27 protein-coding genes are annotated in these 25,556 nt (G+C 71.1%); 15 read left to right on the top strand and 12 right to left on the bottom strand.

The window, feature by feature from the left end:
• Positions 1-39: 39 nt before the first annotated feature.
• The 3 genes from ACFY1J_RS09045 to ACFY1J_RS09055 form a co-directional block, all read right to left on the bottom strand.
• Positions 40-240 (bottom strand): DUF397 domain-containing protein, encoded by a 201-nt coding sequence (locus tag ACFY1J_RS09045; RefSeq protein WP_390709044.1) that lies wholly within the window; start codon positions 238-240, stop codon positions 40-42.
• Between the two features lie 174 nt (positions 241-414).
• Positions 415-1,320, bottom strand: coding sequence for a helix-turn-helix domain-containing protein (locus ACFY1J_RS09050; protein WP_390709043.1), 906 nt, complete (start codon positions 1,318-1,320; stop codon positions 415-417).
• 821 nt (positions 1,321-2,141) lie between these two features.
• The gene (locus tag ACFY1J_RS09055; RefSeq protein WP_390709042.1) at positions 2,142-2,597 is read right to left on the bottom strand and encodes an ATP-binding protein; all 456 of its coding nucleotides are present in this window, start codon (positions 2,595-2,597) and stop codon (positions 2,142-2,144) included.
• 132 nt (positions 2,598-2,729) lie between these two features.
• Between ACFY1J_RS09055 and ACFY1J_RS09060 the strand changes: the two genes are divergently transcribed.
• From ACFY1J_RS09060 to ACFY1J_RS09090, 7 genes are all read left to right on the top strand, one after another.
• A complete protein-coding gene (locus tag ACFY1J_RS09060; RefSeq protein WP_390730949.1) occupies positions 2,730-3,572 on the top strand; it encodes a helix-turn-helix domain-containing protein in 843 nt (280 codons plus the stop codon).
• A complete protein-coding gene (locus ACFY1J_RS09065) occupies positions 3,569-3,751 on the top strand; it encodes a DUF397 domain-containing protein (RefSeq protein WP_390730950.1) in 183 nt (60 codons plus the stop codon). Before ACFY1J_RS09060 ends, ACFY1J_RS09065 begins: the two co-directional genes overlap by 4 nt.
• Positions 3,752-3,886: 135 nt before the next feature.
• Positions 3,887-4,618 (top strand): hypothetical protein, encoded by a 732-nt coding sequence (locus ACFY1J_RS09070; RefSeq protein WP_390709039.1) that lies wholly within the window; start codon positions 3,887-3,889, stop codon positions 4,616-4,618.
• Between the two features lie 577 nt (positions 4,619-5,195).
• Positions 5,196-7,097: an FUSC family protein gene (locus ACFY1J_RS09075; RefSeq protein WP_390730951.1), complete on the top strand. Its 1,902-nt coding sequence runs from the start codon at positions 5,196-5,198 to the stop codon at positions 7,095-7,097.
• On the top strand, positions 7,094-8,446 hold the full coding sequence (locus ACFY1J_RS09080) for an amidohydrolase (protein ID WP_390730952.1): 1,353 nt from the start codon (positions 7,094-7,096) through the stop codon (positions 8,444-8,446). The genes ACFY1J_RS09075 and ACFY1J_RS09080 overlap by 4 nt, the downstream gene beginning before the upstream one ends.
• A gap of 21 nt (positions 8,447-8,467) precedes the next feature.
• A complete protein-coding gene (locus tag ACFY1J_RS09085) occupies positions 8,468-9,634 on the top strand; it encodes a cytochrome P450 (protein ID WP_390709036.1) in 1,167 nt (388 codons plus the stop codon).
• A gap of 164 nt (positions 9,635-9,798) precedes the next feature.
• Positions 9,799-9,975: a hypothetical protein gene (locus tag ACFY1J_RS09090; protein WP_390709035.1), complete on the top strand. Its 177-nt coding sequence runs from the start codon at positions 9,799-9,801 to the stop codon at positions 9,973-9,975.
• Between the two features lie 13 nt (positions 9,976-9,988).
• On the opposite strand, the gene ACFY1J_RS09095 is transcribed toward ACFY1J_RS09090, so the two are convergent.
• From ACFY1J_RS09095 to ACFY1J_RS09105, 3 genes are all read right to left on the bottom strand, one after another.
• On the bottom strand, positions 9,989-11,851 hold the full coding sequence (locus ACFY1J_RS09095; protein WP_390709340.1) for an ABC transporter ATP-binding protein: 1,863 nt from the start codon (positions 11,849-11,851) through the stop codon (positions 9,989-9,991).
• A gap of 239 nt (positions 11,852-12,090) precedes the next feature.
• Complete coding sequence (locus tag ACFY1J_RS09100) at positions 12,091-12,528, bottom strand: hypothetical protein (RefSeq protein WP_390730953.1); 438 nt, start codon at positions 12,526-12,528, stop codon at positions 12,091-12,093.
• Positions 12,519-13,169: an ATP-binding protein gene (locus ACFY1J_RS09105; protein WP_390709033.1), complete on the bottom strand. Its 651-nt coding sequence runs from the start codon at positions 13,167-13,169 to the stop codon at positions 12,519-12,521. Before ACFY1J_RS09105 ends, ACFY1J_RS09100 begins: the two co-directional genes overlap by 10 nt.
• 203 nt (positions 13,170-13,372) lie before the next feature.
• Between ACFY1J_RS09105 and ACFY1J_RS09110 the strand changes: the two genes are divergently transcribed.
• The 3 genes from ACFY1J_RS09110 (at position 13,373) to ACFY1J_RS09120 (ending at position 15,427) form a co-directional block, all read left to right on the top strand.
• Positions 13,373-14,233 carry a helix-turn-helix transcriptional regulator gene (locus tag ACFY1J_RS09110; protein ID WP_390709032.1) on the top strand — a complete coding sequence of 287 codons (861 nt, stop codon included), beginning with the start codon at positions 13,373-13,375 and terminating at the stop codon, positions 14,231-14,233.
• Positions 14,234-14,509 carry a DUF397 domain-containing protein gene (locus ACFY1J_RS09115; protein ID WP_363297182.1) on the top strand — a complete coding sequence of 92 codons (276 nt, stop codon included), beginning with the start codon at positions 14,234-14,236 and terminating at the stop codon, positions 14,507-14,509.
• A gap of 105 nt (positions 14,510-14,614) precedes the next feature.
• Positions 14,615-15,427 (top strand): SAM-dependent methyltransferase, encoded by an 813-nt coding sequence (locus ACFY1J_RS09120; protein WP_390730954.1) that lies wholly within the window; start codon positions 14,615-14,617, stop codon positions 15,425-15,427.
• A gap of 16 nt (positions 15,428-15,443) precedes the next feature.
• Here ACFY1J_RS09120 and ACFY1J_RS09125 read toward each other — a convergent pair whose 3' ends face one another.
• Positions 15,444-16,880, bottom strand: a complete 1,437-nt coding sequence (locus tag ACFY1J_RS09125) for a PLP-dependent aminotransferase family protein (protein WP_390730955.1) — start codon at positions 16,878-16,880, stop codon at positions 15,444-15,446.
• A gap of 47 nt (positions 16,881-16,927) precedes the next feature.
• Here ACFY1J_RS09125 and ACFY1J_RS09130 point away from each other — a divergent pair, with 47 nt between their 5' ends.
• Complete coding sequence (locus ACFY1J_RS09130; RefSeq protein WP_390709029.1) at positions 16,928-17,461, top strand: carboxymuconolactone decarboxylase family protein; 534 nt, start codon at positions 16,928-16,930, stop codon at positions 17,459-17,461.
• Positions 17,462-17,518: 57 nt separating this feature from the next.
• On the opposite strand, the gene ACFY1J_RS09135 is transcribed toward ACFY1J_RS09130, so the two are convergent.
• From ACFY1J_RS09135 to ACFY1J_RS09145, 3 genes are all read right to left on the bottom strand, one after another.
• Positions 17,519-19,006, bottom strand: a complete 1,488-nt coding sequence (locus ACFY1J_RS09135; protein WP_390709028.1) for a glutamate synthase subunit beta — start codon at positions 19,004-19,006, stop codon at positions 17,519-17,521.
• A gap of 166 nt (positions 19,007-19,172) precedes the next feature.
• Positions 19,173-19,652 carry a DUF1772 domain-containing protein gene (locus ACFY1J_RS09140; protein ID WP_390709339.1) on the bottom strand — a complete coding sequence of 160 codons (480 nt, stop codon included), beginning with the start codon at positions 19,650-19,652 and terminating at the stop codon, positions 19,173-19,175.
• Between the two features lie 196 nt (positions 19,653-19,848).
• Positions 19,849-20,547 carry a DUF2293 domain-containing protein gene (locus ACFY1J_RS09145; protein ID WP_390709027.1) on the bottom strand — a complete coding sequence of 233 codons (699 nt, stop codon included), beginning with the start codon at positions 20,545-20,547 and terminating at the stop codon, positions 19,849-19,851.
• A 134-nt stretch (positions 20,548-20,681) separates the two neighbouring features.
• On the opposite strand from ACFY1J_RS09145, the gene ACFY1J_RS09150 reads away from it, so the two are divergent.
• The 3 genes from ACFY1J_RS09150 to ACFY1J_RS09160 all read left to right on the top strand — a co-directional run bounded on the left by ACFY1J_RS09150 (position 20,682) and on the right by ACFY1J_RS09160 (position 22,342).
• The gene (locus tag ACFY1J_RS09150) at positions 20,682-21,314 is read left to right on the top strand and encodes a uridine kinase (RefSeq protein ID WP_390709026.1); all 633 of its coding nucleotides are present in this window, start codon (positions 20,682-20,684) and stop codon (positions 21,312-21,314) included.
• Between the two features lie 64 nt (positions 21,315-21,378).
• Entirely contained in the window at positions 21,379-21,810 is a 432-nt protein-coding gene (locus ACFY1J_RS09155; RefSeq protein WP_390709025.1) for a PPOX class F420-dependent oxidoreductase, read from the top strand.
• 97 nt (positions 21,811-21,907) lie between these two features.
• Positions 21,908-22,342 carry a CBS domain-containing protein gene (locus ACFY1J_RS09160; protein ID WP_390709024.1) on the top strand — a complete coding sequence of 145 codons (435 nt, stop codon included), beginning with the start codon at positions 21,908-21,910 and terminating at the stop codon, positions 22,340-22,342.
• A 38-nt stretch (positions 22,343-22,380) separates the two neighbouring features.
• On the opposite strand, the gene ACFY1J_RS09165 is transcribed toward ACFY1J_RS09160, so the two are convergent.
• A complete protein-coding gene (locus ACFY1J_RS09165; protein WP_390709023.1) occupies positions 22,381-23,508 on the bottom strand; it encodes a magnesium and cobalt transport protein CorA in 1,128 nt (375 codons plus the stop codon).
• A 209-nt stretch (positions 23,509-23,717) separates the two neighbouring features.
• On the opposite strand from ACFY1J_RS09165, the gene ACFY1J_RS09170 reads away from it, so the two are divergent.
• Positions 23,718-24,512 (top strand): methyltransferase, encoded by a 795-nt coding sequence (locus ACFY1J_RS09170; RefSeq protein WP_390709022.1) that lies wholly within the window; start codon positions 23,718-23,720, stop codon positions 24,510-24,512.
• 92 nt (positions 24,513-24,604) lie between these two features.
• Here ACFY1J_RS09170 and ACFY1J_RS09175 read toward each other — a convergent pair whose 3' ends face one another.
• The gene (locus ACFY1J_RS09175) at positions 24,605-25,519 is read right to left on the bottom strand and encodes a carbohydrate kinase family protein (RefSeq protein WP_390730956.1); all 915 of its coding nucleotides are present in this window, start codon (positions 25,517-25,519) and stop codon (positions 24,605-24,607) included.
• Between the last annotated feature and the right edge of the window lie 37 nt (positions 25,520-25,556).

Here is a 25,556-nt window from a genome sequence, read left to right on the forward strand (position 1 = left end):
CGTCGATTCTGCCTGACGGGCATCCGCCAGGGCGCGTCCTCAGGCGGCCTGCTGCGAAGGGGGGCCGGAGACATGGCGGAGAAATCGGGTCCAGGCGGGGAGGGAGAGCCGCAGGGTGGGGCCGGTGGGCCGTTTCGAGTCGCGGACGAGGACGAAGGCGGCGGCTTCCGCGACCTCGATGCACTCGCCGCTGAGGGAACCGCTGTGGGTACTTTTGTGCCAGACCGGTGAGGCGCCCACAGAACCCTCCTCGAACCGTGGCTGAGGGAGGGCTCCGGCGTGTGCCTCGGACCGTCCCGCCGGTGTGGTGGTGCCGGTGCACAGGCGGACAGCACCTTTCCTCAGGGTAACAACCGCTGTTGGGAAGGTGAATGGGCTGAATCGCGCCAAGGTTCCCTGTGCGAGGGCGACTTGCTATGCGGCGGGCGGCTCCTCCAGCAGGGCGGCGAGGTCGTCGACACCGTCGTCCATGCGCTGGATGAGACGGTTGGTCAGGGTGTCGATGTGGTCCCTGATGCTCAGGTCCTCAAGTTGCCAGAACAGCTCGAGATAACGTCGCGTTTTATCAGGTTTGTCGGATTCGATGGTGTCGCCCTGCGGAGTCTCGATGTACAGGGTCTCGGGCATCTCGTCGCTGGCGAACTCGAAGAGCGTGAAGGGTCCTTGGATGCCGGCGTGGGCGCCTGCGGTGTAAGGGATCACCATGAGGGTGACCTTGGGGTGCTGGGACAACTCGGCGAGGCGCTGGAGCTGGGCTCGCATGACGCCGCGGCCCCCTACCTGCCGGTGCAGGATGGCCTCGTCGAGGATGAAGAACAGCTCCGGGCAGCTCTCGCTCTGCAGGAGGTCCTGGCGCGCGAGCTGCGCCTCCAGCATGCGTTCCTCGGTCTCGTTGAGGGTGGTGCTGCTGCCGTAGGCGACGGCGATGGCTCGGGCGTACTCCTCGGTCTGGAGCAGTCGGGGCAACTGGAGGGAGTTGAAGTACCGTCCGATCGACGCCGAGGCCTCCAGTGCCAGGAACTGGAGGAACTCGCTCCTGAACACGTCCCGGTACTCGGCGAAGGGCAGTTTCCGGCTGCCGCGCGCCAAATCGAGCAGGGATTCGATCTGTCGACGGTCGCTGATGCCGTAGGTGCTCAGCAGGGGCCTGAGGTCGTTCACCGAGATGCTGACCTCGCCGGACTCGATCCGGAGCAGCTTCGACGGCGACCACTCCATCGCCCTGGCCACCTGTCGCTGCGTCAGGCCGGCACGTGCGCGTGCCTTGCGCAGCTCAGTCCGAAGCTTGAGTCGCTGCTCGGCCGCACTTGGCGCGCTCACGATAGCTCTACCTCCTGTTGCGAGTTGCGATCTGCAAGCTAGCAGATTGCATGACATCTGGATGCCAGCTCGCGATCAGGTGTGGATCAGTAGCATCTGCCCAGGTCCGAGACATCGACCCGACGGGCGAGCTGACTTTGTGGGACCATCTATGTGCTACCTAGCAGATTGACGTGTACCAATCCGGAGGATCCGAATCGGATGGTGTTTTCTGGGAGCACCCTATACCTGGACTAGACAACGCGCTACATTGCGGGTAGGCCAACGCGCCTCAATGCCCTTTTGGCGTAAGGAGGATCGAGCCGCAGGAGCGGCCCGCACACGTCGGCTCATGTGCGATGGCAGCTTCTTCCTGTCCTTGACGACGGTCACACCATGGTTCGCGGATAGCCGCGGCGTCCACGACCTGTGTGGGCCGGTGTGTCGAGAAGGAGAGGAGGGGAGACGCTGTGGAACAGGAGCCGGCGCCGGGACGTCGCCGCATCGTGCTGGGCAGGGTCGCTGTCGCGACCCAAGTGGTGAGCATCGCTCTGGCGATCGTCAGGATCGTCAAGGAGTGGATCTTGCCCCACGTGTAACAGCACAAGACCCCGGCTGAGGGCCGGGGTCTGATGCGCGGGTCCGGCTGACGGAGCCCCATTCCGATGTCGCTTGGCCAGCAATCAGGGGTGGGGCTCTGTCTTCGGGTGCCTGCAATCCTCACATTGTGCCCGCGCCGACGCCGCATGGCGAGGCCTTTGGCAATTGGTCCATACCAGTTTCCCGGGGAGCGTCGGGAGCGCTGCCCTCCCACGCGGTGCGCCCGGCGCTCGCGGATGCCGTCAGCCGGCGAGCAGTTCCGCCCATACGGTCTTGCCCGGGGCGGTGGGGCGAGGAGTGACACCCCAGTCGTTGGCCAGGGCGGCCACCAGGAGGAGACCGCGTCCGGATTCCGCGTCCGCGTCGGCCGCCATGGGCCTGGGGTGGGGCCGCTTCTCGCTTCTGGTGTCGGTCACCTCGATGCGGAGTGTGCTCCCTGTACGGGTGAGACGCAGGTGGAAGTCGCGGCCGGGGATGTGACCGTGCCGTACGGCGTTCGCCGTGAGCTCGGCCGCGATGAGGGTCAGCGTCTCGTTGACCGGGGTCGTGTAGGGGTGGCCCCAGTCGTTCAGGCGGTGTGAGACGAGACGGCGAGCCAGGCGTGCGCCGCGTGGGGTGGAAGTGAACCGCATGGCGAACTCGTGGGCGGGGTGCTGGAGTTGCTGCCCGGTCTCGTGTGGGGGAGTTGCTGACTTCATGCGGTCAACCGTTGTGCACGGTGAGTAATCTTGACCAGGGGTGACGCGCTGACGTGCGCGGGCTGTACGCGTCGGGTGCGTGCGTGTACGCGATGCGGGGCGTGACCGGTTCCCGGCGGGAGGAGTTGCGGCATGAGTGACGAGGTCCAAGGACCGGAGTACGAGCAGGATCCCGAGTCCGGCACGGGCATGCTGCACGTCTTCGGGCGGCAACTGAAGCTGTTCCGGGAGCGGGCGGGGCTGGATCGATCGGAGTTGGGGGCGCTGACCGGGTACTCGGCGTCGACGATCGCCTCCTTCGAGCAGGGGAGGCGGATCCCGCCGCCGAGGTTCATCGACCGGGCGGATGAAGTGCTGGGTGCGGGTGGGGTGTTGAGCGCGGGGAAGGAGGAGGTGGGGCGGGCTCAGTATCCGGCGTTCTTTCGGGATGCGGCCAAGTTGGAGGGCGAGGCGGTTGAGCTCCACGTGTACGCCACCCACGCTGTACCTGGGCTCTTGCAAACTGCGGAGTACGCGCGGGCAGTGTTCAGCATGCGGCGCCCGTTGCTGGACGAGGAGACGGTTGAGCAGCGTGTCGCGGCACGACTGGCTCGGCAGGACATCTTCTCTCGGCTGCCGATGCCCACCATCAGCTTCGTCGTCGAGGAGTCGGTTCTACGGCGACCACTTGGCGGCTGGTCGGTGATGCGGGGCCAGTTGGAGCAGATGCTCCTGCTCGGCCAACGGCGCAACATTGAGATCCAGGTCATGCCGACCGAGCGGGAAGAGCATGCTGGACTGGCTGGTCCGTTCACCTTGATCGAGACGAGGGATGGGCGGAGGATCGCGTACGTGGAGGCGCACAAGGACAGCCGCCTCTACACGGAGCGGAAGTCGGTCCGGGTGTTCGAGGAGCAGTACGGGATCCTGCGGGCCGATGCTCTCACTCCGCGCGAATCGCTGGCCTTCATGGAGAAGTTGCTAGGGGAGACATGAGCGTCGAAGCGCTGACCTGGGTCAAGAGCAGCTATAGCAGCGGCGAAGGCGGTGAGTGCGTCGAAGTCTCGGCCGCCTCGGGCGCGGTGTACGTCCGTGACTCCAAGGACACGAGTAGGCCTGCGCTGACCGTGGAGCCCGCCGCGTGGACCGCGTTCGTCGAGTCCGTGGAGCTGTGACAACGGCGGAGCCTCCGGCAGGCGTGCGCTTGCCGGGGGCTCCGTTCGCATGGGCGTGCTCGGCGGCGATCTTGGCCCTGGCCGCGCCGAATAATCCTTCGAAGTCGGGCAGTTGCCGCTGCTACCGTCACCGACGTGGCGAAACTCAATCAGATCATCGCAGTGGAGAAGGGCATCAAGTCCAAGGCGCACCAGGACCTGACGTCCGCGCACCACGGCCTGCAGAAGCCCGCGTTGCTGGCCGGTATCTCGCGGACGTACCAGCCCAAGGACGAGGAGGGCGAGCAGTTGCCGCCCGAGTCCACGCGGGTGCAGGTCAAGGCCGAGGACGTGCTGCGCGAGACCGCGGCGACGCTGACGCGGCTCTTCGACGTGACCGCCACCAAGGACTGGGCCAACTGCACGGCACGGGCGGATGTGAAGGTGGACGGGCGGGTGCTCGTCGCCGATGTACCCGTGGCCTATCTGCTGTTCCTGGAGAAGCAGCTCGTCGATCTCAACACCTTCGTGCGGAAGCTGCCCGTCCTCGACGCCTCCGAGTCCTGGGCGCAGGATCCGTCCACCGACGCGTGGAAGACGGAGCCCGTGCGGACGCTTCGCACCAAGAAGGTGCCCAGGAACCACGTCAAGGCCGAGGCCACCGAGAAGCACCCGGCTCAGGTCGAGGTGTACTACGAGGACATTCCCGTCGGGTACTGGACCACCGTGAAGTTCTCCGGCGCCCTTCCCGCCCGGCGCGTCAACGAACTCCTCGACCGCGTCGAGAAGTTGCAGCAGGCCGTGAAGTTCGCCCGGGAAGAGGCGAACGGCAGCGACGTCGTCGACCAGCGGGTGGGTGACGCCGTGTTCGGCTACCTGTTCGGGTAGCCTTCAAGAATCCCCGGTCCCTTGAGACCGGGGTGCGCGAGGAGCGCAAGCTGAAGCTGAAGCTTGTCGTGACGAAGCGGTTCCAGTGGAGGTTCGAGTCCTCCCCGCGGCATTCATCCCGTGCCGCGGTAGCCCAAATGGCAGAGGCAGACCGCGATCAATCTCAGACTCTCGCTCCAGACTCAGCATTCGCCGCCGATCGCCGGATCGACCGGGCCCGGGCCCCAGCACGTCGAAATGCAGGTTCAAGTCCTGCCCGCGCAGCTCGATGCGCGGTGGTCCAAAGGCAGGACGCGGCGACATAACGACTGACCCGGGTCCTCAAGCGTGCCGGCGTGCGACGATGGGCGGCCATTCCGGGCCCGGGGGCAGGCTACGCCCCCGGGCCCACCCAACTTCGCCCCGCCGGGTTCGGCATTGCGTTCATAAAGAACTCGGCTCTCCGGCCATCCGTCACTCCCCGGCAACCTGATCGTCCCATTTGCTCCGGGAACACGATCTACCGTGGACACCACAGCCCATCACTCGGCCACCGTCGCCCGAAGGCACTCCCCGCCCTCGTCCGGACAGGAGCCCCGTGTCCCGCCCCGTTCCCGCACTGCCGCCCTGGCTGGCCCATGCCCTCCGCACCCAGCGCGGGCCCGTCCCCTGGAGCGCGGTCACCCGGGGTGCGCTGGCCGCCGGACCGCTGCTGCTCGTCGCCGTCCTCACCGACCGCACCTCCTTCGGCGTCGTCGCCGCCATCGCCGCCATGCTCGCCGGGGTCAACGACCGGCCCGGCAGCCGGCGGGCGGCTGTCCGGTGGCTCGGGGTGCCCGCGCTGGCCGGGGCCGCGGGGCTGCTCGTCGGGACGTACGCCGGACAGCACGTCGGAGCCGTGCCGCTGACCCTCGTCCTGACCGGGCTCGGATTCCTCGCCGGCGGCATGAGCGCCATCGGGCCCGTCGCCTCCGGTGCCGGTACGCAGCTGCTCGTCGCCTCCGCCGTCGGAGCCGGTATGCCGCTGCCCGAGCCGGGGTGGCAGCGGGCCCTCGCCTTCCTCGCCGGGGCCGGCTGGCTGATCGTGCTGCGGCTGGCCCTGCCCACGCCCGGTGCGATGGCGGGTGACTACCGGTTCGACGGGGAGCGGGACGCCGTCGCCAGGGTGTACGACGCCGTCGCCGAACTGCTGGATGCCGTCGGGACCGAGGCGGCCATCGCCCGGCGGGCCGCGCTCACCGGCGCCCTGGACCATGCTCAGGACGCGCTCGCCGGGCCCCGGCTGCGGCGGTACGCCGGCTCCGCGGCCGAACGCCGGCTGCACGCGCAGTACGCCGCCGCGCTGCCCCTTGCCGAGGCCGCGACCGCCCTGGCCTGGGTGGGAGAGGTCGTGGATGAACGGGCCGTGGAAGGGCCCCGGCGCCTCGCCGCCGCCGTGCGGGGCAACCGCGGCACCGGGCCGCTGCCCGCGCCCTCCCGGTCCGCTCCCGCCCTTCGCGCCCTGGACGACGCCCTCCTGCGCGCCGCCGAGGCCTTCGACCGGGCCGAGGGCGCGGAGCACCGGGTGCTCGCCCGCCGTCGCCGCGCGCGGGACCTCGTCCGGGCCGCGCTCGGCACCGGCGGACGCGAGTACGGCCTGCGCGTCGCCCTCTGCTTCGGCGCCGCCGCGGCCATCGCCCAGGCCCTGCACCACGCCCGCTGGTACGGGCAGCACCAGCACTGGTACTGGCTCCCCGTCACCGCCGTCTTCCTCGTCAAGCCCGACCTCGGGCCGCTCGTGTCCCGGGTGCTGTGCCGGGCGGCGGGGACCGTGCTCGGCGCCCTCGTCTTCGCGGGCTTCGCCGCCGTGCTGCCCCGGCCCGAGGGGCTGGTCGCGCTGGTGGCCGTCAGCGGGGCGCTCATCCCCGTCGCCACCCGGCACTTCGCCGCCGTGACCGCCGTCGTCACGGTGCTCGTCCTCGCCCTGGTCATGGTCGGCGGGGAGCCGCAGGCCTCCGTCGGCCGGATCGGCGAGACGCTGCTGGCCTGCGCGATCGTGCTGATCGTCGGGCATCTGCCGATGCCTGGGGAGCGGGGTGGTGGCGTGCGAGCGCGGCTCGCGGCCGCCGGGAGTGCCGCGCGGGACTACCTCGACCACGTCCTTGGCGAGTCCGACGACCGGACGGAGCGATGGGCCCTGCGGCGGGAGGCCTACCGCACCCTGTCCGAGGCCCGTACGGCCATCGCCCTCGCCGCCGCCGAACTGCCCGCCCTCGCCCGGCACACCGAGGGCACGGACGCCGTCGCGGTCGTCATCGAACGGCTGGTCGACACGACCACCGCGTGCGCCGTGCACCTCGACGACACGGGACGGCTCACGCAGCACCACACCGAGCGCCTCGACGAGCTGCTGGCCGAGCTGGAACGGGGGTGGCAGCGGCTGGGGCTCCCGGCGGCGGCGCCGCGGATCCGCGCTTCGGCCCACACGACCCGATGCCCCTGCCGTACGTTGGCGCAATGAGTCCCGCGCCCGCCGATCTCATCATCACCGGATGCACCGCCCTGGTACACGACGATCAAGAACGGATCGGGTTCCGGGAGGACGCCGCGATCGTCGTACGGGACCGGGTCATCGACGCGGTGACCGGCTCCGCGGCCGTACGCGACCTGCCCGCCGCAGAGCGCGTGGACGCCCGCGGCCAGGTCGCGATGCCCGGTCTGATCAACTGTCATACGCACGCTCCGATGGTGGCCCTGCGCGGCCTGGCCGAGGATCTGCCGACCGAGGAGTGGTTCAACGACGTCGTGTGGCCCGTCGAGACCAACCTGACCGAGCGGGACGTGGAGCTGGGCGCGCGGCTGGCCTGCGCCGAGATGATCCGGGGCGGCGTCACCTGCTTCGCCGACCACTACTTCGCCATGGACGCGGTCGCCGCCGTCGTTGCCGAGTGCGGGATCAGGGCCCATCTGGGGGAAGCCTACTTCTCCTCGCAGGGGGCCGAAGGCAGGGAGAAGTCGCTGGAGTTCGCGCTGCGGCACCGGGGCGGCGCGGACGGCCGTATCACCACCGCCCTCGCTCCGCACGCCCCCTACACCGTCACGGACGACGACCTCACCGCCACCGCCGAACTCGCCCGCGCCCACGGCCTGTCCGTCCACATCCACGCCGCCGAGAACCGCGACCAGACCGAGGCCTGCCTCTCCCGGCACGGTATGACCCCGATCGAGGTCCTGGACCGCACCGGGCTCCTCGACACCGACCTGCTCATCGCCCACGGCACCGGCATCGTCGAAGGCGACCTGCCCCTGCTGGAGCGCACGCGGGGCCGTACGGCGGTGGCCACCGCGCCCCGCGGCTACCTCAGGTTCGGCTGGCCCACCACCACACCGGTACGGGCGCTGCGTTCCGTCGGCGTCCCGGTCGGACTCGCCACGGACGGCGCCGCCTCCAACAACTCCCTCGACGTGTGGGAGTCGATGACCCTCACGTCCCTGGTGCAGAAGTCCGCCGAGGGCGACCCGCGCTGGCTGACGTCCCGTCAAGCCCTGCACCACGCAACCCTCCAGAGTGCGCGGGCGGTCGGTCTGGGCGACCGCGTCGGCGCCCTCGCGCCCGGCCGCCGGGCCGACATCGTCCTCGTCGACCTCACCGGACCGCACACCCAGCCCGTCCACGACCTCGCCGCCACCCTCGTGCACAGCGCACGGTCCTGCGACGTCCGCACCACCGTCGTCGACGGACGGATCCTGATGCGCGACCGCGAGCTGCTTACCATCGATGTGCCCACGGTGGTGCGGGAGTTGACTGAGCGGCTGCCGGCGCTCGTCGACCGGAGCCACGGAAAGCGCATCCAGGAATACCACACCTGACGGTTCCCTAGGGTGGGTCCCATGGACCTTGCGGACGGCCTCATCGACCACCCCTACGACGTCTACGCGCGGCTTCGCGACAGCGCGCCCGTGCACCGCATCACCGGGCCGGACGGCACCCCCGCCTGGCTCGTCACCCGCTACGAGGACGTCCGGGCGGCACTTGGCGACCCACGGCTGTCCCTGGACAAGGCGCATGCCACGGCGGGCACGTACAAGGGGTTCGCCCTGCCGCCCGCCCTGGACGCCAACCTCCTCAACATGGACCCGCCCGACCACACCCGCATCCGCCGCCTGGTCTCCCGGGCCTTCACCCCGCGCCGCGTCGAGCACCTGCGCGAGCCGATCCGGCGCACCGCCGACCGGCTTCTGGACGGATTCGGGCCGCACGGCACCATCGACCTGGTCGCCGCCTATGCGGCGCCCCTGCCCATCACCGTCATCTGCGATCTGCTCGGCATCCCGGACGAGCACCGTCTGGACTTCCGCGTCTGGACGGACACCCTGGTCGCTCCCGACCCGGCCCGGCCCGGGGCAGGCCGGGAAGCGGTCGTCGCCATGCTCGACCACCTCACCCGGCTCCTCGCCGACAAGCGCGCCGAACCCGCCGATGACCTGCTCTCCGACCTGATCGCCGTACGCGACGAGGGCGACCGGCTCACCGAGGACGAGCTGATGTCGCTCGCCTTCCTCATCCTCTTCGCCGGGTACGAGAACACCGTCCAGCTCATCGGCAATGCGGTGCTCGCCCTGCTGCGGCACCCCGAGCAGCTCGCCGCGCTGCGCAAGGACCCGGCGCAACTCCCGGCCGCCGTGGAGGAGTTCGCCCGCTACGAGGGTCCCGCCCTGTTCGGCATCAGGCGCTTTCCCACCGAGGACGTGACCATCGGCGGTGTCACCGTCCCGGCCGGCGAGACGGTCTGGGTGTCGCTGTCCGCCGCCAACCGCGATCCCGCCCGCTTCCCGGACCCCGACCGCCTCGACCTCGGCCGTGACGCGTCCGGCCATCTCGCCCTGGGGCAGGGCATCCACTACTGCCTGGGTGCGCCACTGGCCCGCGCCGAGACCGAGATCGCGGTGGGTGCCCTGCTGGAACGGTTCCCGGACCTCGCCCTCGCCGACGAGGACATCCGGTGGCGCCCCTCCCTGCGGGCCCGTGGTCTGCTCGCGCTGCCGGTGACGTACTGAGAGGACTCCGGCACGGACGGTGTCCGCAATGCCGGAAAGTCAACGGATCCTCACCGTCCGCGTTGAGCCGGTGTCAAGTAGGTCTCAGTCACGTTACCGGGCGAGGCGTTTCTCCCTTCCGGAGCGTTAACTCCTACAAGAACGACGCTTTCTGGAGGTGCAGGATGGTGAACGGGCGAACAGTGCTCGAACGCTTTCCCGCCGGCGGACCGCGAGGCTCGTGGCCCGCCGAGGAGTTCGCTCACGCGCGACGCCTGGAAGGGCTGCCCGCCGAGGTCGTGATGGACCTCGCGACGGACGCGTTCCTGGTGATCGTCCGCGGCGGCGAGACCGCGGACTAGAGACCCGTGCCGGTCAAACCGCCTTCGGTGCGGGGAGTTTCGCCGTGAACTGTTCGGCCTGGAGTCCGTACAGCTCCGCGTAGACACCGCCGCTGGCGAGGAGTTCGTCGGGGGTGCCGGACTCCACCAGGTGGCCCTGTTCGAGGACATGCACCAGATCGGCGTGGCGTACCGACGCCAGTCGATGGGTGATCAGCACGACCGTCTGGCCGCTGCCCGCCAGCGCCCGGATCTTCTCGAAGACCTCCAGCTCGGCCCTGGCGTCCAGGGCCGCCGTCGGCTCGTCCACGATCAGGATGCGCCCGCGCCGGTACGCGGCGCGGGCGATGCCGAGGCGCTGCCACTGGCCGCCGGACAGCTCGTGCCCGCCACTGAAGTTCCGCGCCAGCAGGGTGTCCAGACCGCGCGGCAGATCCGCGACGACCTCCTGAGCGCCTGCCTCGGCGACCGACGAGGCCAGGCGCTCCTCGGTGAGGGGCGCCGCGGAACGGCCGACGGCGACATTGACCTTCGCGGTGAAGGGCCAGCGCTTGAAGTCCTGGGCGACCATGGCGATGCGCTCGGCCAGCTCGTGCCGGTCGGCGGTCGCCGCGTCGACGCCGTCCCACATGATCCGGCCCCGGTCCGGCGTGTAGAGGCCCGCCAGCAGTTTGACCAGGGTGGTCTTGCCCGAGCCGTTCTCGCCGACCAGCGCCACGATGCGGCCCAGCGGGAGGGTGAGCGAGACGTTGTCGAGGGCGGGCCGGGCGGCCTCACCCGGATAGGCGAAGGTGACGTTCTCGAACCGGATCTCCCTCGGATCTTCGGGCAGCGCCTCCCCGCCGACCGGGATCGCCCGCTCGGCCGCCTCGACGTACAGCCGCTGCAGATCACCCACGAACAGGGCTTCCTCGTGCAGCTGGTTGATCTCCAGGACGAGCGTGTCGAGGCTCGCGGAGCCGGTGCGGATGGCGATGACCGCCGTACCGGCCACGGACAGCGCCATCGCCCCGGACAACAGCAGCGCGCCCAGGGTCGCGTACGTCGCGGCGGTCGCCAGGCCCGTCCAGGCCGCCGCGATCAGGCCCGTGCGCGCCGCGAGCCGGGCCAGCCGGGCCTGCTCCGCCTCCGCCGTCTCCGACATCGCGCGGAAGTGCCGCAGCAGGAACGGGCCGACGCCGTGCACACGGATCTCCGGGGCGGCCTCCGGCTCGGTGAGCAGGGCGCTGATCAGATGCCCGGCGCGGGCGTGCTGCACCCAGGTGTGGAAGGACTCGTAGCGGCGCCGGGCGTTGGTCAGGGCACCCCAGGCGCTCGGCAGGGTCATGGTCACCAGCAGCGGCAGCAGGGCCGGGTGCAGCACGGTCAGTACGCCCGCCGCGGCGGCGAGCGAGATCACCGCGTTCACGACGCGCGTGCCGTACATGATCATGCGGCGGGCGGACCCGGCGCCGTACTGCGCGGTGTCCAGCAGCTTGTGGAAGGCGTGGTCCTCGATCGCGGACAGCTCCACGGCCGCCGCGCGCTCCAGATACAGCTCGGTCGCCACCCGCTCCACCTTGGGCTCCAGGCGGCCGGTGGCGTAGGTCGACGCGGCCCGCAGCAGGGCGCCCACGAGCATCACCGCGGCCATGGCCACCAAGGCGGGCGCGGCGCCGCGCAGCCGCTCCTCGATCGGGCCGACGCCGATCAGCCGCCCCAGCACGCTGTTCACCGCCAGCAGGCTCACCGCCTGGGCCACGCCCCGGCCCGCCTCGGCGGCGAGTACGGTCCGCGCGGCCCGCGCGTCGGCCTGCCGGGCCAGCCGGAAACTCGACGCCAGCATGCCGGGCAACCGCGTCACCATGGCCCGGAAGTCCAGCTCCAGGAAGGCGTCCCGGTGCTGGTTCCATCCCATGTCGTACCGCAACGGCCCGCCGAACAGCAGTTGCTCCGACTCGGACACCTCGGGTTTGAGCCCGCCGTGCCTCCTACCCACTGTTGACCTCCCCCGGTCGTGGACGGACGGCCACTATCGCGGGGCGGGCCTTTCGGGGGCAGAGCGCGCGGCGCGGCGACGGGAGCGCGCTGGCGTGCGCCCTGCCGGGAGTCGTCGGTCGTACGTGCCCGGCCATGCCGGCCGGGCAGGCGCACCGCTCATGCGCTGATCGGGCGTGACCAGTCCGGGGTCGTGCCGGTCACCCGGCACAGCGTCAGATACAGCGGGATCGGCGGGGTGTACGGAACCGTGCCGTCCGGCCGGTTGAGAAGGCGGGCGGCCTCGGGGATCGGGGCGCCGGGGGCGTAGTGGGCGGGGGCGGGCCAGGGCAGGGCGTAGTCCGAGTCGGACGGGACGATCCACCACCAGTGCGCCTCGTCGGCGTACACGCATCCCACGCGGGGCAACCGGGGCACGATCAGGGGCCCGAAGCGGCTCGGTATGGCCACCGCGTCGCAGCCGAGTGGCGCCGTCATGCCCGCGGGCAGTGGCAGGCGTCCGGTCGCGCCCCCCGAAGTGGCCTGCTCGCGCCTCAGCCGGACCAAGGTGTCCAGGCCGAACACCTGTCCGGACCCGGGGGCGCCGCTCACGGCCACTCCGGCAGCGTACGGCGCCGGGCCTCGGCCTGGGACCCTACGCGGTGCCGGGTGCGGGCCTCCTCCTCGTCCGAGCCGTTGGACTGGCCCGGTCTGGGACGTGGTGCGCCCCAGCCCAGGTCGTTGCGCGGCTCGGCCACGTCATGGGCGGCGTCGGTCTGGCGCGGCAGTTCGGCCCAGACCAGCAGCCCGGGACCGTACTCCTGGGCTCCCCAGGCCTGGCACACGGCGTCGACGAGGAGCAATCCCCTCCCGTGCTCCTCCTCGGGCCGCTGCGGCGACGGGTGGGGCTCACCCGGGGCGCAGCCCTCGTCGCGCACGGCTATGCGCACCGTGTCGTCGTGGTCGTGCAGTTCGCACACCACCCGACTGCTCGCGGTGTGCACGATCGCGTTGGTGACCAGCTCGGATATGACCAGGGCCGCCGTGTCGCAGGTGTCCGCGCAGACCGACCAGCCGGTCAGCCGGGCGCGCGTGAGGCGTCTCGCCTGCGCGGGAGAACCCGGATGTGCGGCCAGCTCGAACCGGAACCTGCGCGCGGCAGCGGCCCCGCCTGGGGCGACTCCCGCTTTGGCGCCGAGGCCGAAACGGTCTGCGGCGGCGTCTGTTCCTAAAGGCGCGGACGGAATCACGCTTGCCACTATCTCCCCGCCGTGAACACTTGGCAAGTGTCACTATGAAAAATGCAGAGTGCTGTATGACGCGGTGAAGGGCCGTGGCACACTGCTCGCAACAGCACCTCGGGCGGCGCCAGTTGGGATCAATCGGGGATCCGTCGGATCTTTCGAATGAGTCTTCGAATGGCGCCGCAGGGCTGTCAGCATTCGTTCGTGGAGGTGGGAGCGTGAGCGAACCGCGGTCCGCGCCGACGGTGGGGCAGGTCGTCCTGGGGCGGCGCCTGCTGGACCTGCGGGAACGGGCCGGGCTCAAGCGCGAGGAGGCCGCCCGCATCCTCCGCGTCGCCCCCGCCACCGTCCGCCGTATGGAGATGGCCGAGGTCGCCCTCAAGATCCCGTACCTGCAGCTGCTCCTGAAGGCCTACGGCGTCCCCGACGAAGAGGCCGACCTCTTCGTCCAGTTGGCCGAGGAGGCGAACAAGCCGGGCTGGTGGCAGCGGTTCCACGACATCCTGCCGGGCTGGTTCTCGATGTACGTCAGCCTGGAGGGCGCGGCCGGCCTCATCCGCTCCTACGAACCGCACTTCGTGCCCGGGCTGCTGCAGACCGAGGACTACGCGCGCGGGGTGCTGAAGTCGGGAGCCATCGGCCAGACCAGCCCCGAGGACATCGAGCGCCATGTCGCGCTGCGCATGCAGCGCCAGGAACTGCTCACCCGTCCCGAAGCCCCGCGCTTCTGGGCGGTGATGGACGAGACCGCCCTGCGCCGCCCGGTCGGCGGCCCGGAGGTGATGCGCGCACAGATCGACAAGCTGCTCGACGCCACGAAGCTGCCCAACGTGACGCTCCAGATCGCCCCGTTCGCCAACGGGCCGCATCCGGGCACGTACGGGCCCTTCGTGCTGTTCCGATTTGCCATGTCAGAACTGCCGGACATGGTCTACAGCGAGTACCTGACCGGCGCCGTCTACCTGGACGCGCGCTCCGAGGTGGCGACCCACCTGGAGGTCATGGACCGCATGGCGGCGCAGGCCGCTACGGCACATCGCACGAAGGAGATCCTCCGGGATCTCCGCAAGGAGTTGTGAATGGATCGCATCAAGTCCCAGACCGGGCCACGCAACCGCGACGAGCGGATCTACAACGGCATGCCCGCACGGGAGTTGGGCAGCGAGGGCTGGCACAAGCCGTGGAGCGGCGGGAACGGAGGCAACTGCCTGGAGGCGATGAAGCTGGCCGACGGCCGGATCGCCGTCCGTCAGTCGACCGATCCGGACGGACCGGCACTGATCTACACCTCGGACGAGATGACCGCCTTCATCGAGGGCGCGAAGGCGGGGGAGGCGGACTTCCTGCTGTCATGACCAGCCCGTTGTTCTTGATTGTTGCTCAACTTCCCTATCTTGGTACTGACTTGAATCTGGTACTCACTTGATCACCAACCGCGTCGGACCCTTACGGAGTGCCGCATGACCGGGCAGGACCCCACGACCGCCGGCCTGATCGACACCAGCAGGCCGCACCCCGCACGCATGTACGACTGGTACCTCGGCGGCAAGGACAACTACCCCGTCGACGAGGAGATGGGCCGGCAGATGCTGGCCCTCGACCCCCGGGTGCCGGTGATGGCCCGGGTCAACCGCGCGTTCATGCACCGCGCCACGCGCTGGCTGGCCCGGAACGGGGTGCGCCAGTTCCTGGACATCGGCACCGGCATACCGACCGAGCCCAACCTGCACCAGATCGCCCAGTCGGTCGCGCCCGACGCCCGCGTCGTCTACTGCGACAACGACCCGATCGTGCTGGCCCACGCGGCTGCCCTGCTGCGCAGCACACCCGAGGGCGCGACCGAGTATCTGCAGGCCGACGTGCGCGATCCGGCCGCCATCGTCGAGGGGGCCAAGCAGACCCTGGATTTCGGCCGGCCGGTCGCGCTCTCGCTCGTCGCCCTCCTTCACTTCGTCCCGGACGAGGACGGCGCCCATGAGCTGGTCCGGCGGCTGCTGTCCGAACTGGCCCCCGGCAGCCACCTGGTGATGACTCACGCCACCGCCGACTTCACCCCGGAGGAGTCGGCGGCGGCCACCGCCAAGCTCAAGGCGGCGGGCGTGACCCTGGCACTGCGCTCCCGCGAGCAGTTCACCCGCTTCTTCGACGGGCTGGAACTGGTGGAACCGGGCGTTGAGATCGTGCACAAGTGGCACCCCGAACTGGGTGAACCGGTGCCCGGACAGGACGACGGGGTGATTCCGGGGTACGGGGCGGTGGGGCGGAAGGGGTAGTTCGGTCCCCGGATCGTCATCCGGGCGGCAGCACGGCGCACAGTGCCTCCAACGCCGCTCCGTAGGCGTGTTCCGAGGGCGTCGCGTACCCGACCACCAGTCCGTCGGCCGCCCGCTCCTCGGCCGCCGGGTGCCGGAACCCGGCCAGCCCGTCGAGGGCGATGCCGTGCCAGGCGGCAGCCTTGACGGCGGACCGCTCGGTGCCGGGAGGCAGCCGCAGCACCGCGTGCAGCCCGGCCGCGACGCCGGTGACCTCGACGTGGGGTGCCCGTTCGGCGAGCGCCTCGACCAGCCGGTCACGGCGGCGCCGGTAGCGCTGCCGCATGCGTCGCACATGACGGTCGTACGACCCGGAGACCACGAAGTCCGCGAGGGCCAGCTGGTCCAGGACGCTCGCCCACGCCTCGCGCTCGCCCTTGGCCGCCAGCACGGCGTCGACGTACCGCTCCGGCAGGACCATCCACCCCAGCCGCAGCGCGGGCGACAGGCTCTTGCTGACCGAGCCGATGTGGATCACCCGCTCGGGGTCGAGGCCCTGGACCGCCCCGACCGGCTTGCGGTCGTAGCGGAACTCCCCGTCGTAGTCGTCCTCCAGCACCACCGCACCACGCGCGCGTGCCCAGTCGATCACCGCGGCACGGCGCTCGGCGTGCAGCGGGCCGCCGGTGGGGAACTGGTGCGCGGGTGTGAGCAGTACGGCCCGCTCACGCCCCAGCCGGTCCACCCGCGCGCCGTGCTCGTCCAGCGGAAGCGGCACCGTCCGCACACCGGCCGCCGTCAGCAGGTCGCGGTGGAACCCCAGCCCGTACGCCTCCACGGCAAGCGGGCCGCGCAGCACTCTGCCGCCCGGGCTGCCCTGCCCGCGCTGTCCGAACAGGAGCCGCAGCGCATGCGCGAAACCGGAGCAGATCACGATCCTGCCGGGCTCGGTGCGCACGCCACGCGCGCGTGCCAGGTACTCCGTGAGGGCCTCCCGCAGTTCGAGCCGCCCGGCGGGGTCGCCGGGCCCGAACGCCTCGGTGGGTGCCGCCTGGAGCGCCCGCCGGTACGACGCCGCCCAGGCCGTCCTCGGGAACGCCGACGCGTCCGGAGTGCCCTGTCTGAGGTCGTGCCGCGGCCCACGCGCGCGTGGAGGTGCCTTTCTGGGCACGCGTACGGCGTGTCGCAGCGGCTCGGCCCGCTCGGCGACCCGGGTGCCGGAACCCTGCCGGGCGGTCAGCCAGCCCTCCGCGACGAGCTCCGCATACGCGTCGGCGACCGTGTTGCGGGCCACGCCGAGGTCGGCCGCGAGCGAGCGGTACGGCGGCAGGCGGGTGCCGGCGGCCAGCCGCCCGCTGCGCACGGCTTCGCGCAGTGCCCGGATCAACGCGGCCCGCCGCCCGCCCGGCCCGGACAGCTCCAGATGCAGGTCGGCACCGATCCGCTCCGCCGAATTGACCCACGATTCCGTCATGAAAATGCACCCTACAGAGGGTCTTTCCGGACCGTAGGTTGAAGGACATGACAACGAACACGATCGACACGACGAGCACGACCGACGCCTCCTCCCACGCCGCCTCCGACATCGCCACCGCCGTGGCCGAGCGGACCCGCCTCGACTTCGCCAAGGCCGCACCGAAGGTCTTCCGCGCCCTCGTCGGCTTCGACGCCGCCGCCCGCGCAGGCCTCGACCCGGCTCTCGTCGAGCTGATCCAGATCCGCGCCTCGCACCTCAACCACTGCGCGTACTGCCTGCACATGCACACCAACGACGCCCGCAAGGCCGGCGAGAGCGAGGACCGGCTGCACATGGTCGCCGTGTGGCGCGAGGCCCGGCACTTCTTCACCGAGAAGGAGCAGGCCGCGCTCGCTCTGACCGAGGCGGTGACCCTGGTGGCCGACGCCGGCGTCCCGGACGACGTCTACGCCGAGGCCGCCGCCCGCTTCACCGAGGAGGAACTGGCCCAGGTCATCGCCCTGATCCTCACCATCAACACCTGGAACAGGGTGGCCCTGTCGACGGCGAAGGTGGCGGGGACGGACGAGCGCCGCTAGCCGACGTGCAAACAGGGGCGCGAGCAAGGGGGGTTGGGCGGCGGGTGCGTGGCCCGGCTACACGTGCATGGGACGGTCGTACGGCGATATCGGCGTCGGCAGCCGAGAGCTGCCCGTCAGATAGTGGTCGACCGCGGCCGCGACCGCCCGCCCCTCCGCGATCGCCCACACGATCAGCGACTGCCCGCGCGCGGCGTCCCCGGCGGCGAACACGCCCGGGACGTTGGTCGCGAAGTCGGCGTCCCGGGCGAGCGTGCCGCGGGGCTCCAACTCCAGCCCCAGCTGGTCGATGAGCCCGTCCTCCCGGTCGGGCCCGGAGAAGCCGAGGGCGAGCAGTACGAGGTCGACGGGGAGCGTCCGCCCGGTGCCCGGCACGGGCTGCCGCGTGGCATCCACCTCGACCAGGTGCAGCGACCGCACATGTCCCGTCCCGTCCCCGGTGAAGTGGAGCGTCGACGCCGCGAACAGCCGCGCGTCGGCGTCCGCCGCGGGCGCCGTCCCCAGATCGCGCGCCTCCTCGTGCGCGGCCGACAGCCGGTAGATCTTCGGATACGTCGGCCAGGGCTCGACATCCTCGTCCCGCTCGGCACCCGGCTGGGCGTAGATGTCCAGCTGGGTCACGGACGCGGCACCCTCCCGCACCGCGGTCCCCAGACAGTCCGCCCCGGTGTCGCCGCCGCCCACGATGACGACGTGCTTGCCGGCGGCGGACATCGGCGAGGCCTCCAGGTCCCCCTCGCACACCCGGTTGGACAGCGGCAGATACTCCATCGCCTGGTGTATCCCGGTGAGTTCGCGCCCCGGCACGGCCAGCTCGCGCCAGGCGGTGGCCCCCGTGGCGATGACGACGGCGTCGTAGCGCGATCTCAGCTCGGCCGCCCCGATGTCCCGTCCGATCGCCGTCGACGTACGGAACTTGGTGCCCTCGGCGCGCATCTGCTCCAGCCGTCGCTCCAGATGCCGCTTCTCCATCTTGAACTCGGGGATGCCGTACCGCATCAGCCCGCCGAGCCGGTCGTCCCTCTCGTACACGGCGACGGTGTGTCCGGCCCGGGTCAACTGCTGGGCCGCGGCCAGTCCTGTGGGCCCCGATCCGATCACCGCGACCGTCCGCCCGGACAGCCGGTCCGGCGGCCTGGGCGGCACGAACCCCTGCTCCCACGCCCGGTCGCCGATCGCGCACTCGACGTTCTTGATGGTGACGGCCGGCTGGTTGATCGCGAGCACGCATCCCGCCTCGCACGGCGCCGGACACAATCGCCCCGTGAACTCGGGGAAGTTGTTCGTGGCGTGCAGCCGGTCACTGGCCGCCCGCCAGTCCTCCCGCGACACCAGGTCGTTCCACTCGGGGATCAGATTGCCCAGCGGGCAGGCGCTGTGGCAGAACGGGACACCGCAGTCCATGCAGCGGTCGGCCTGCTTGCTGATGATGGGCAGCAGCGCCCCCGGGACGTAGACCTCGTCCCAGTCCCTGACCCGCTCCTCGACGGGCCTGCGCGGCCACTCCTGGCGCGGTGTGGTCATGAAACCCTTGGGATCGGCCATGGTCGTCTTCCTTGCGTGCACATACGACGGGCCGTGCGGCATCGGGCGCACTCTTTCGGCCACGATACGTCCCCCCGGCCATACGCGCAGAGTGGTGGACAGCGCTTTCTGCGGGGCCTTTCTCAGGCGTGGGCCAGACGGGGGCGGGCCGTCTCCGAGGCCGTCCTCAGGTGAGTGCCAGCACATACACCACCGCGGCGGCGGCCGAGGCCGCTGTCCGCACGTGGTTCCACGCGGTCCACTCGCGCACATACGTCGGCCAGTACGCGGCGGCCTCAGGGGTGCCGGGGTCCAGCTTGAGCAGGGCGTCATTGCGGGGCACGTTCGCCATCACGGTCAGCCCGAACGAGCCGAACAGATACAGCGCGCTGCCCAGCAGCAGCTCCACCTTCCCCTCGTCCGGCCACAGCACGAACGTCACCACCGCGATCATCGCGCACAGCACCGCCGACCCGGCGAACACCAGCATGAAAGCGGGTGTCACGGCGGCCACGTTGATCGCGTTCATCGCGGCGACGCCCTGCGCGGGCGGCAGCGAGGCCAGCCCCCTCATCACGAATGTCGAGAACCCGCAGAAGACTCCGGCGACCAGCCCGGTCCCGAGAACGCCCAACAGGATCAGTACGAAAAACGGCCCGTCGATCACGATCAACGCCCACTCCCACCTCCGAGCCGGGCCACGCCCGGCACCGTCATCACCTCAAGTGAATTCCCACCCGGGAACGGTTCCCATGGCTGAGAGACGCAGTGACATACGCGTGCGTCCAGAAAGAGGTATCCGCTCCGCGGAAGTCTCCGGTCCGTGGAAGCTCCAGTTCGCGGCAGTCCCCGGTCCTTGGCTCTCAGCCCACGTCCTCCGCTCCTGCGCCCCGCCACCCCCGCAGTACCGTCTCCACTCCCGCGGCGATCCGCCGCCGCGCCTCGTGCCGGGCCACCCCGCTCATCAGCAGCTGGTCGTACGGCGTGTCCACGTGCCGTACGGACGCCACGACCGCCGAGATCACCGCGCCCTCGGACAGCGCCCGTCCCGCCGCACTGCGCCCGACCCGGCCACTGCCCCGCGCCGAGGCGTGCCCGGCCATCGCCCGGGCCCGGTCGGCCGGGCAGCCGGGATACAGCCGCAGGATCTCCGCCGCGAACGCCTCCGCGAACCGCGCGTCCTCCGCCGCCCTGCGCCGTGCGTCCCGTGCCCGGCGGCGCCGCCGGGCCTCCGCGTCGGCCAGGCACCGCTCCTCGGCCCGGGCCAGGGCCGCCTCCTCCACGAGAACGCCCTGCCGCTCGTAGCGGCCCTTGCGCCGGTTGAACCGCACCACCACCGCCGACAGCCCGCTCTCCTCCCGCGACCTGCGGGTCAGCGCCGTGTCACCGCGCGGCAGGAACACCAGATGCCCGAGGTCGGCGCAGTCGAGGCAGCGCGGTGCGCCGTCCTCCAGCACGAGCAGCGACAACGGCCCGCGACGGCAGGCGGCGCACTGCTTGCGCCGGAGCGGCTGGACGACGAGAAGTCCACTGCGGTACGGGTGAGTTGCGAGGCGCGCCATAACCGGTTCCTTCCCTGCGCGGCCCGGGAATTCCCGTGGATCGGGTGCGGCCGCGCATCCGCTCTCGCCGCACGGCCGGCTCTCCCGATCCCCGCCCACCGGCGAATCCGCGGCCACCCGGCATCATGGCGACTGTGCGAATCGAAGCGATCACCTGGGACAGGCTCGGCGAGCTGCTGGCCGAGCGGCTGCTGGACCTGAAGCCCGCCGACGGCGGCGCCCGGCCGCGTGTCGCCTTCGACGGCGCGCCGGCGGCCCGCCCGGGCGACCTCGCGGAGCGTGTCGCGGAGGCACTGCGTGTGCGCGGTCGGCCCTCGCTCGTCGTGGGTGCCGAGGGCTTTCTGCGCCCGGCCTCGCTCCGGCTGGAGCACGGCCGCCGGGACGTGGAGTCGTACTACAGCGGCTGGTTCGACACCGCCGCCCTGTGGCGCGAGGTCTTCGGGCCGCTCGAACCCGGCGGGGACGGCCGTGTCCTGCCCGACCTGTGGGACCCGGCCACCGACCGGGCCACCCGCAGTTCCTACGTCCAACTCCCGCCCAGTGGAATCCTGTTGCTGCATGGCCCCCTCCTTCTGCGGCACTGGTTCCCCTTCGATCTGAGCGTTCATCTCCTCCTCTCGCCGGGCGCCCTGCGCCGCCGCACACCCGAGGCCGAGCACTGGACCCTGCCCGCCTTCGAGCGCTACGCGGACGAGATCGACCCCGCCGCGACGGCAGACGTTCTGGTGCGGGCCGACGACCCCCGCCATCCGGCGTGGAACGGCTGATCCGACGGGCCAACGATCCCCGAAACCGCTTTTATATGCGCATGCATTTAATTACGCTGGTGCCATGACGATCTCCTCGAGCGATCCCGTTTCCTCCGACGACTCCGTTTCCTTCGGCGACTCCGTCCGTGCCCTCCTCGACGGCAAGAACTTCGCCAGCGTCGCCACCCTCGGCCCCGACGGCGCCCCGCACAACTCCGTGGTGTGGGTCAAACGCGAGGGCGACACCGTGCTCTTCTCCTCCGTCGACAACCGCCAGAAGGTGCGCAACCTCCGCCGTGACCCGCGCATCAGCCTGTCGGTCTTCGACCTGGCCAACCCCTATGCGTCGGCCGAGATCCGCGGCACCGCCGAGATCCTCCCGGACGAGGGCAAGCGGCTCCCGAACGAGCTCTCGCACAAGTACCTGGGCATCGACCCGCCCGCCGAGAAGGACGACGAGGTCCGCGTGATCGTCAGGATCGTCCCGCGGAGGATCGTGGCCTTCTCGGTCTGAGGTGCGGCCACCGGGCCGGGCGCGCAACAATGAAGGGCGCCGGGACCTGCGGTGCGTCCCGCGCCGCGCCGGCCCGTCCGGCATCGGGAGGTACACCATGACCACCGCCGGAGACATCATGCACCGGGGCGCCCAGTGGATCCCCGCCCATGAAACCCTGGACCGCGCCGCCCAGTTGATGCGCGAACTGGGCGTCGGCGCCCTTCCCATCAGTGACCAGAACGAACGGCTCTGCGGCATCCTGACCGACCGCGACATAGTCGTCGGCTGCGTGGCCCTCGGACACGACCCGGCCAAGGTCACCGCGGGCGAGCTGGCGCAGGGCACGCCCCGCTGGATCGAGGCGAGCGCCGACGTGCGCGACGTGCTCCGGGAGATGAAGGAGCACCAGATCCGCCGGCTCCCCGTCATCGACAACAAGCGTCTCGTCGGCATGATCAGCGAGGCCGATCTCGCCCGGAGCCTGGACGAGGGCCAGATCGCCGCCTTCGCCGAGAGCGTCTACGCAAGGACCGCCCCGAGCGCCCACTGACCTCACGCCCGCACGGCCGCGGGACCGCCCCGTGCCGCTCAGAGCCAGCCGTTGCGCCGGAATCCCCGGTACAGCACCAGGCAGGCCACGGATATGACGACGATGACCAACGGATAGCCGAACCGCCAGTGCAGCTCCGGCATGTGCTCGAAGTTCATGCCGTAGACCCCGCACACCATCGTCGGCACGGCGATCACCGCGGCCCAGGCCGTGATCTTCCGCATGTCCTCGTTCTGCGCGACCGTCACCTGCGCCAGGTGCGCCTGCAGGATCGAGTTGAGCAGTTCGTCGAAGGCCGCGATCTGTTCCTTGGCCCGCATCAGATGGTCGAGGACGTCCCTGAAGTAGGCCTGTATCTCCGGGGCGACCACCCGTATCGGCCGGGTGGCCAGATCCTCGACGGGGCGGGCGAGCGGCACCACGGCCCGCTTCAGCTCAAGGAGTTCACGCTTGAGCTGGTAGATCCGCCCGGGGTCGGCCCGCGCGCCGTTCTCCGCGAACACATCCATCTCGACCTGGTCGATGTCGGCCTGCACCGCGTCCGTGACATTCAGATAGTCGTCGACCACATGGTCCGCGATCGCGTGCAGGACCGCCGCCGGCCCCTTGACGAGCTGCTGCGGGTCCGACTCCAGCTCCTCGCGCAGCGGACCCAGTGAGCCGTGCCGGCCGTGCCGCACCGTGATCACGAAGTCCTGGCCGACGAACACCATGATCTCGCCGGTGTTCACGACCTCGCTGGTCGCCGTGAGCTGTTCGTGCTCGACGTAGCAGACCGTCTTGAACACCGCGAACAGCGTCTCGCCGTACCGCTCCAGCTTCGGGCGCTGATGGGCCTCGACCGCGTCCTCCACCGCTAGCGGGTGCAGGTCGAACAGCTCGGCGATGCCCGCGAACTCGAGGTCCGTCGGCTCGTGCAGGCCCAGCCACACGAATCCGTCACCGTGCTTGCGCACCCTCTCCACGGTGTCCACCAGATCGCTGCCTCCCGGGACCCGGACCCCGTCCCGGTACGACACGCAGTTGACCACCGACGAGCCGAGCGGTGACCGGGCGGGGTGGCTCAGGTCGACCCGCGGCCGCCGCCGGGTCAGCCGCGCCACTTTGCGCAGGCCGCTGACCCTGCCCAGGTCGCGGACCTTCCGCAGATTCCCTGCCATCGACATCTGGCTCTCCTTGCGTGGCTCTCCTCGCGCCGTGCTGCCGCGCCTTGGCGGGAAAGTCTGCCAGGTCGACGTGAGGTGCGGGTAAGCCTGTGGGAACAGGTGATTCCGCTTTGTTCCCGGCTGTGGACAAGGCATTCCCCGCCGGGCCGTCCCGGCGTACCGGAGCGTCGACAGTTCCGGACAAGCGGCGCAACTGGGAGGATCATGACATGACGCGAACCGACGGGTATCTCCTCGACAACCGACAGACCGAGGCGGGCCGGCGCTTCGACGCCTTCGCCACCCTCTTCGACCCCACCACCTTCCGGCGCCTGGAGAGCCTCGGCCTCGGACCCGGCTGGCGCTGCTGGGAGCTCGGCGCCGGGGGCACCTCCGTGGTGTCCTGGCTGGCCAAGAAGGTCGGCCCGACCGGCAAGGTCGTCGCGACCGACATCGACACCACGCTCCTCGCCGCGGCCGGCCGCCCGCCCGTCGAGGTGCGCGTCCACGACGTCGGCACCGAGGAGCCGCCGGGGGAGGGGTTCGACCTCGTGCACGCCCGGCTCGTCCTCGTCCATGTGCCCGACCGCGAAAGGGCGTTGCGGTCGATGGTCGCGGCACTGCGGCCCGGCGGACGCCTTCTCGTCGAGGACGCCGACCCCGCCCTTCAGCCACTGATCTGCCCCGATGAGCACGGCCCTGAGCAGCAGCTCGCCAACCGGCTCCGGCAGGGCTTCCGCAAGCTGCTCGCCGACCGCGGTGCCGACCTGTCCTACGGCCGCAAGCTGCCGCGCCTGCTCCGCGAGGCCGGACTGCGTCAGGTGGAGGCCGACGCGTACTTCCCCGTCACCTCGCCGGCCTGCGCCGAGCTGGAGTCCGCCACCGTACGGCAGATCCGTGACCAGCTCGTCGCCGCGGGCCTGGCCACCGACGAGGACATCGACCGGCATCTGTCCAACGTCGCCGCGGGCAGCATGGACCTGGCCACCGCGCCGATGATCTCGGCGTGGGGGCGCAAGGCGTGAGGTGACCGGCGGACGGGGGCCGGACACCGGCGCGCCGGGCCGGGCGTCTCGCCGTCAGCCGGTCTCCTCGTCGTCAGCCGGTCTCCTCGTCGTCAGTCCGGCACCGGAGGCCTGCCGCCCACGCCTTCCACCGCCAGCGCTCCCGCCCGGCATCCCCGCGCCACCGCGGCCTCGGGATCCGCGCCCCCGACGAGAGCGGCCAGGAACGCACCGGTGAAGGCATCGCCGGCACCCGTGGTGTCCCGGGGCGTCGCCGACGCGGGCGGCACCCGGGTGAGTACGGTGCCGGACCGGGCCACCAGCGCGCCCTCCGCGCCCAGCTTGGCCACCACCAGCGGGACGTGGCGGCTCAGCTTGGCCGCCGCGTCCGCCGGATCCGGCAGTCCCGTCAGCAGGTACGCCTCGTCACGGCTGGGCAGCAGAACGTCCAGCCCCTCGGCGAACGCCATGAAGCGGTCCACCCCCAGCTCCCGGAGGAAGCCCGCAGATGCGGGATCAAGACTCACCGGCACGCCACGCGCACGTGCCGCCGCCAGCGCCACCGCGGCAAGGGCCCGGCTCGGCTCGGAGAACAGCAGGTAGCCCGACAGATGCAGCCGGGCGACCCCGTCCAGCGAGGCGTCCGACCAGTCGGCGGGTTCCAGCCGCAGGGACGCGCCGCTGTCCGTCAGAAACGTGCGCTCGGCCGAAGCGCCGGTGTCGACGAGACAGATCACCGTCCCGGTCGCCGCCCGCGGGTCGACCACCAGCCGCGGCCGCACCCCGGCCGCGACCAGCTCCCGCTCGTGCCACGCCGCCGCGTCCGTGCCGACCCGCCCCAGCAGCCGCACGTCCGCACAGCCCGCGTGAGCGGCCCAGCAGGCCACGTTGGCGCCCGCGCCGCCGGGCACCGTCCGGATCACGGCGGCCGTGTCCGTACCACCCGCGAGCGGCCCCTGGTGCCGGGCGACGACATCGGTGACCACGTCCCCGACGACCAGCAGCGCCCGGTCCCGCCCCGCCGTCACTGCTTGGCCGGCCGTATGGCGTGGCCCCGGTGCCGTT

This window comes from Streptomyces sp. NPDC001406, assembly GCF_042895285.1.
Lineage (GTDB): Bacteria > Actinomycetota > Actinomycetes > Streptomycetales > Streptomycetaceae > Streptomyces.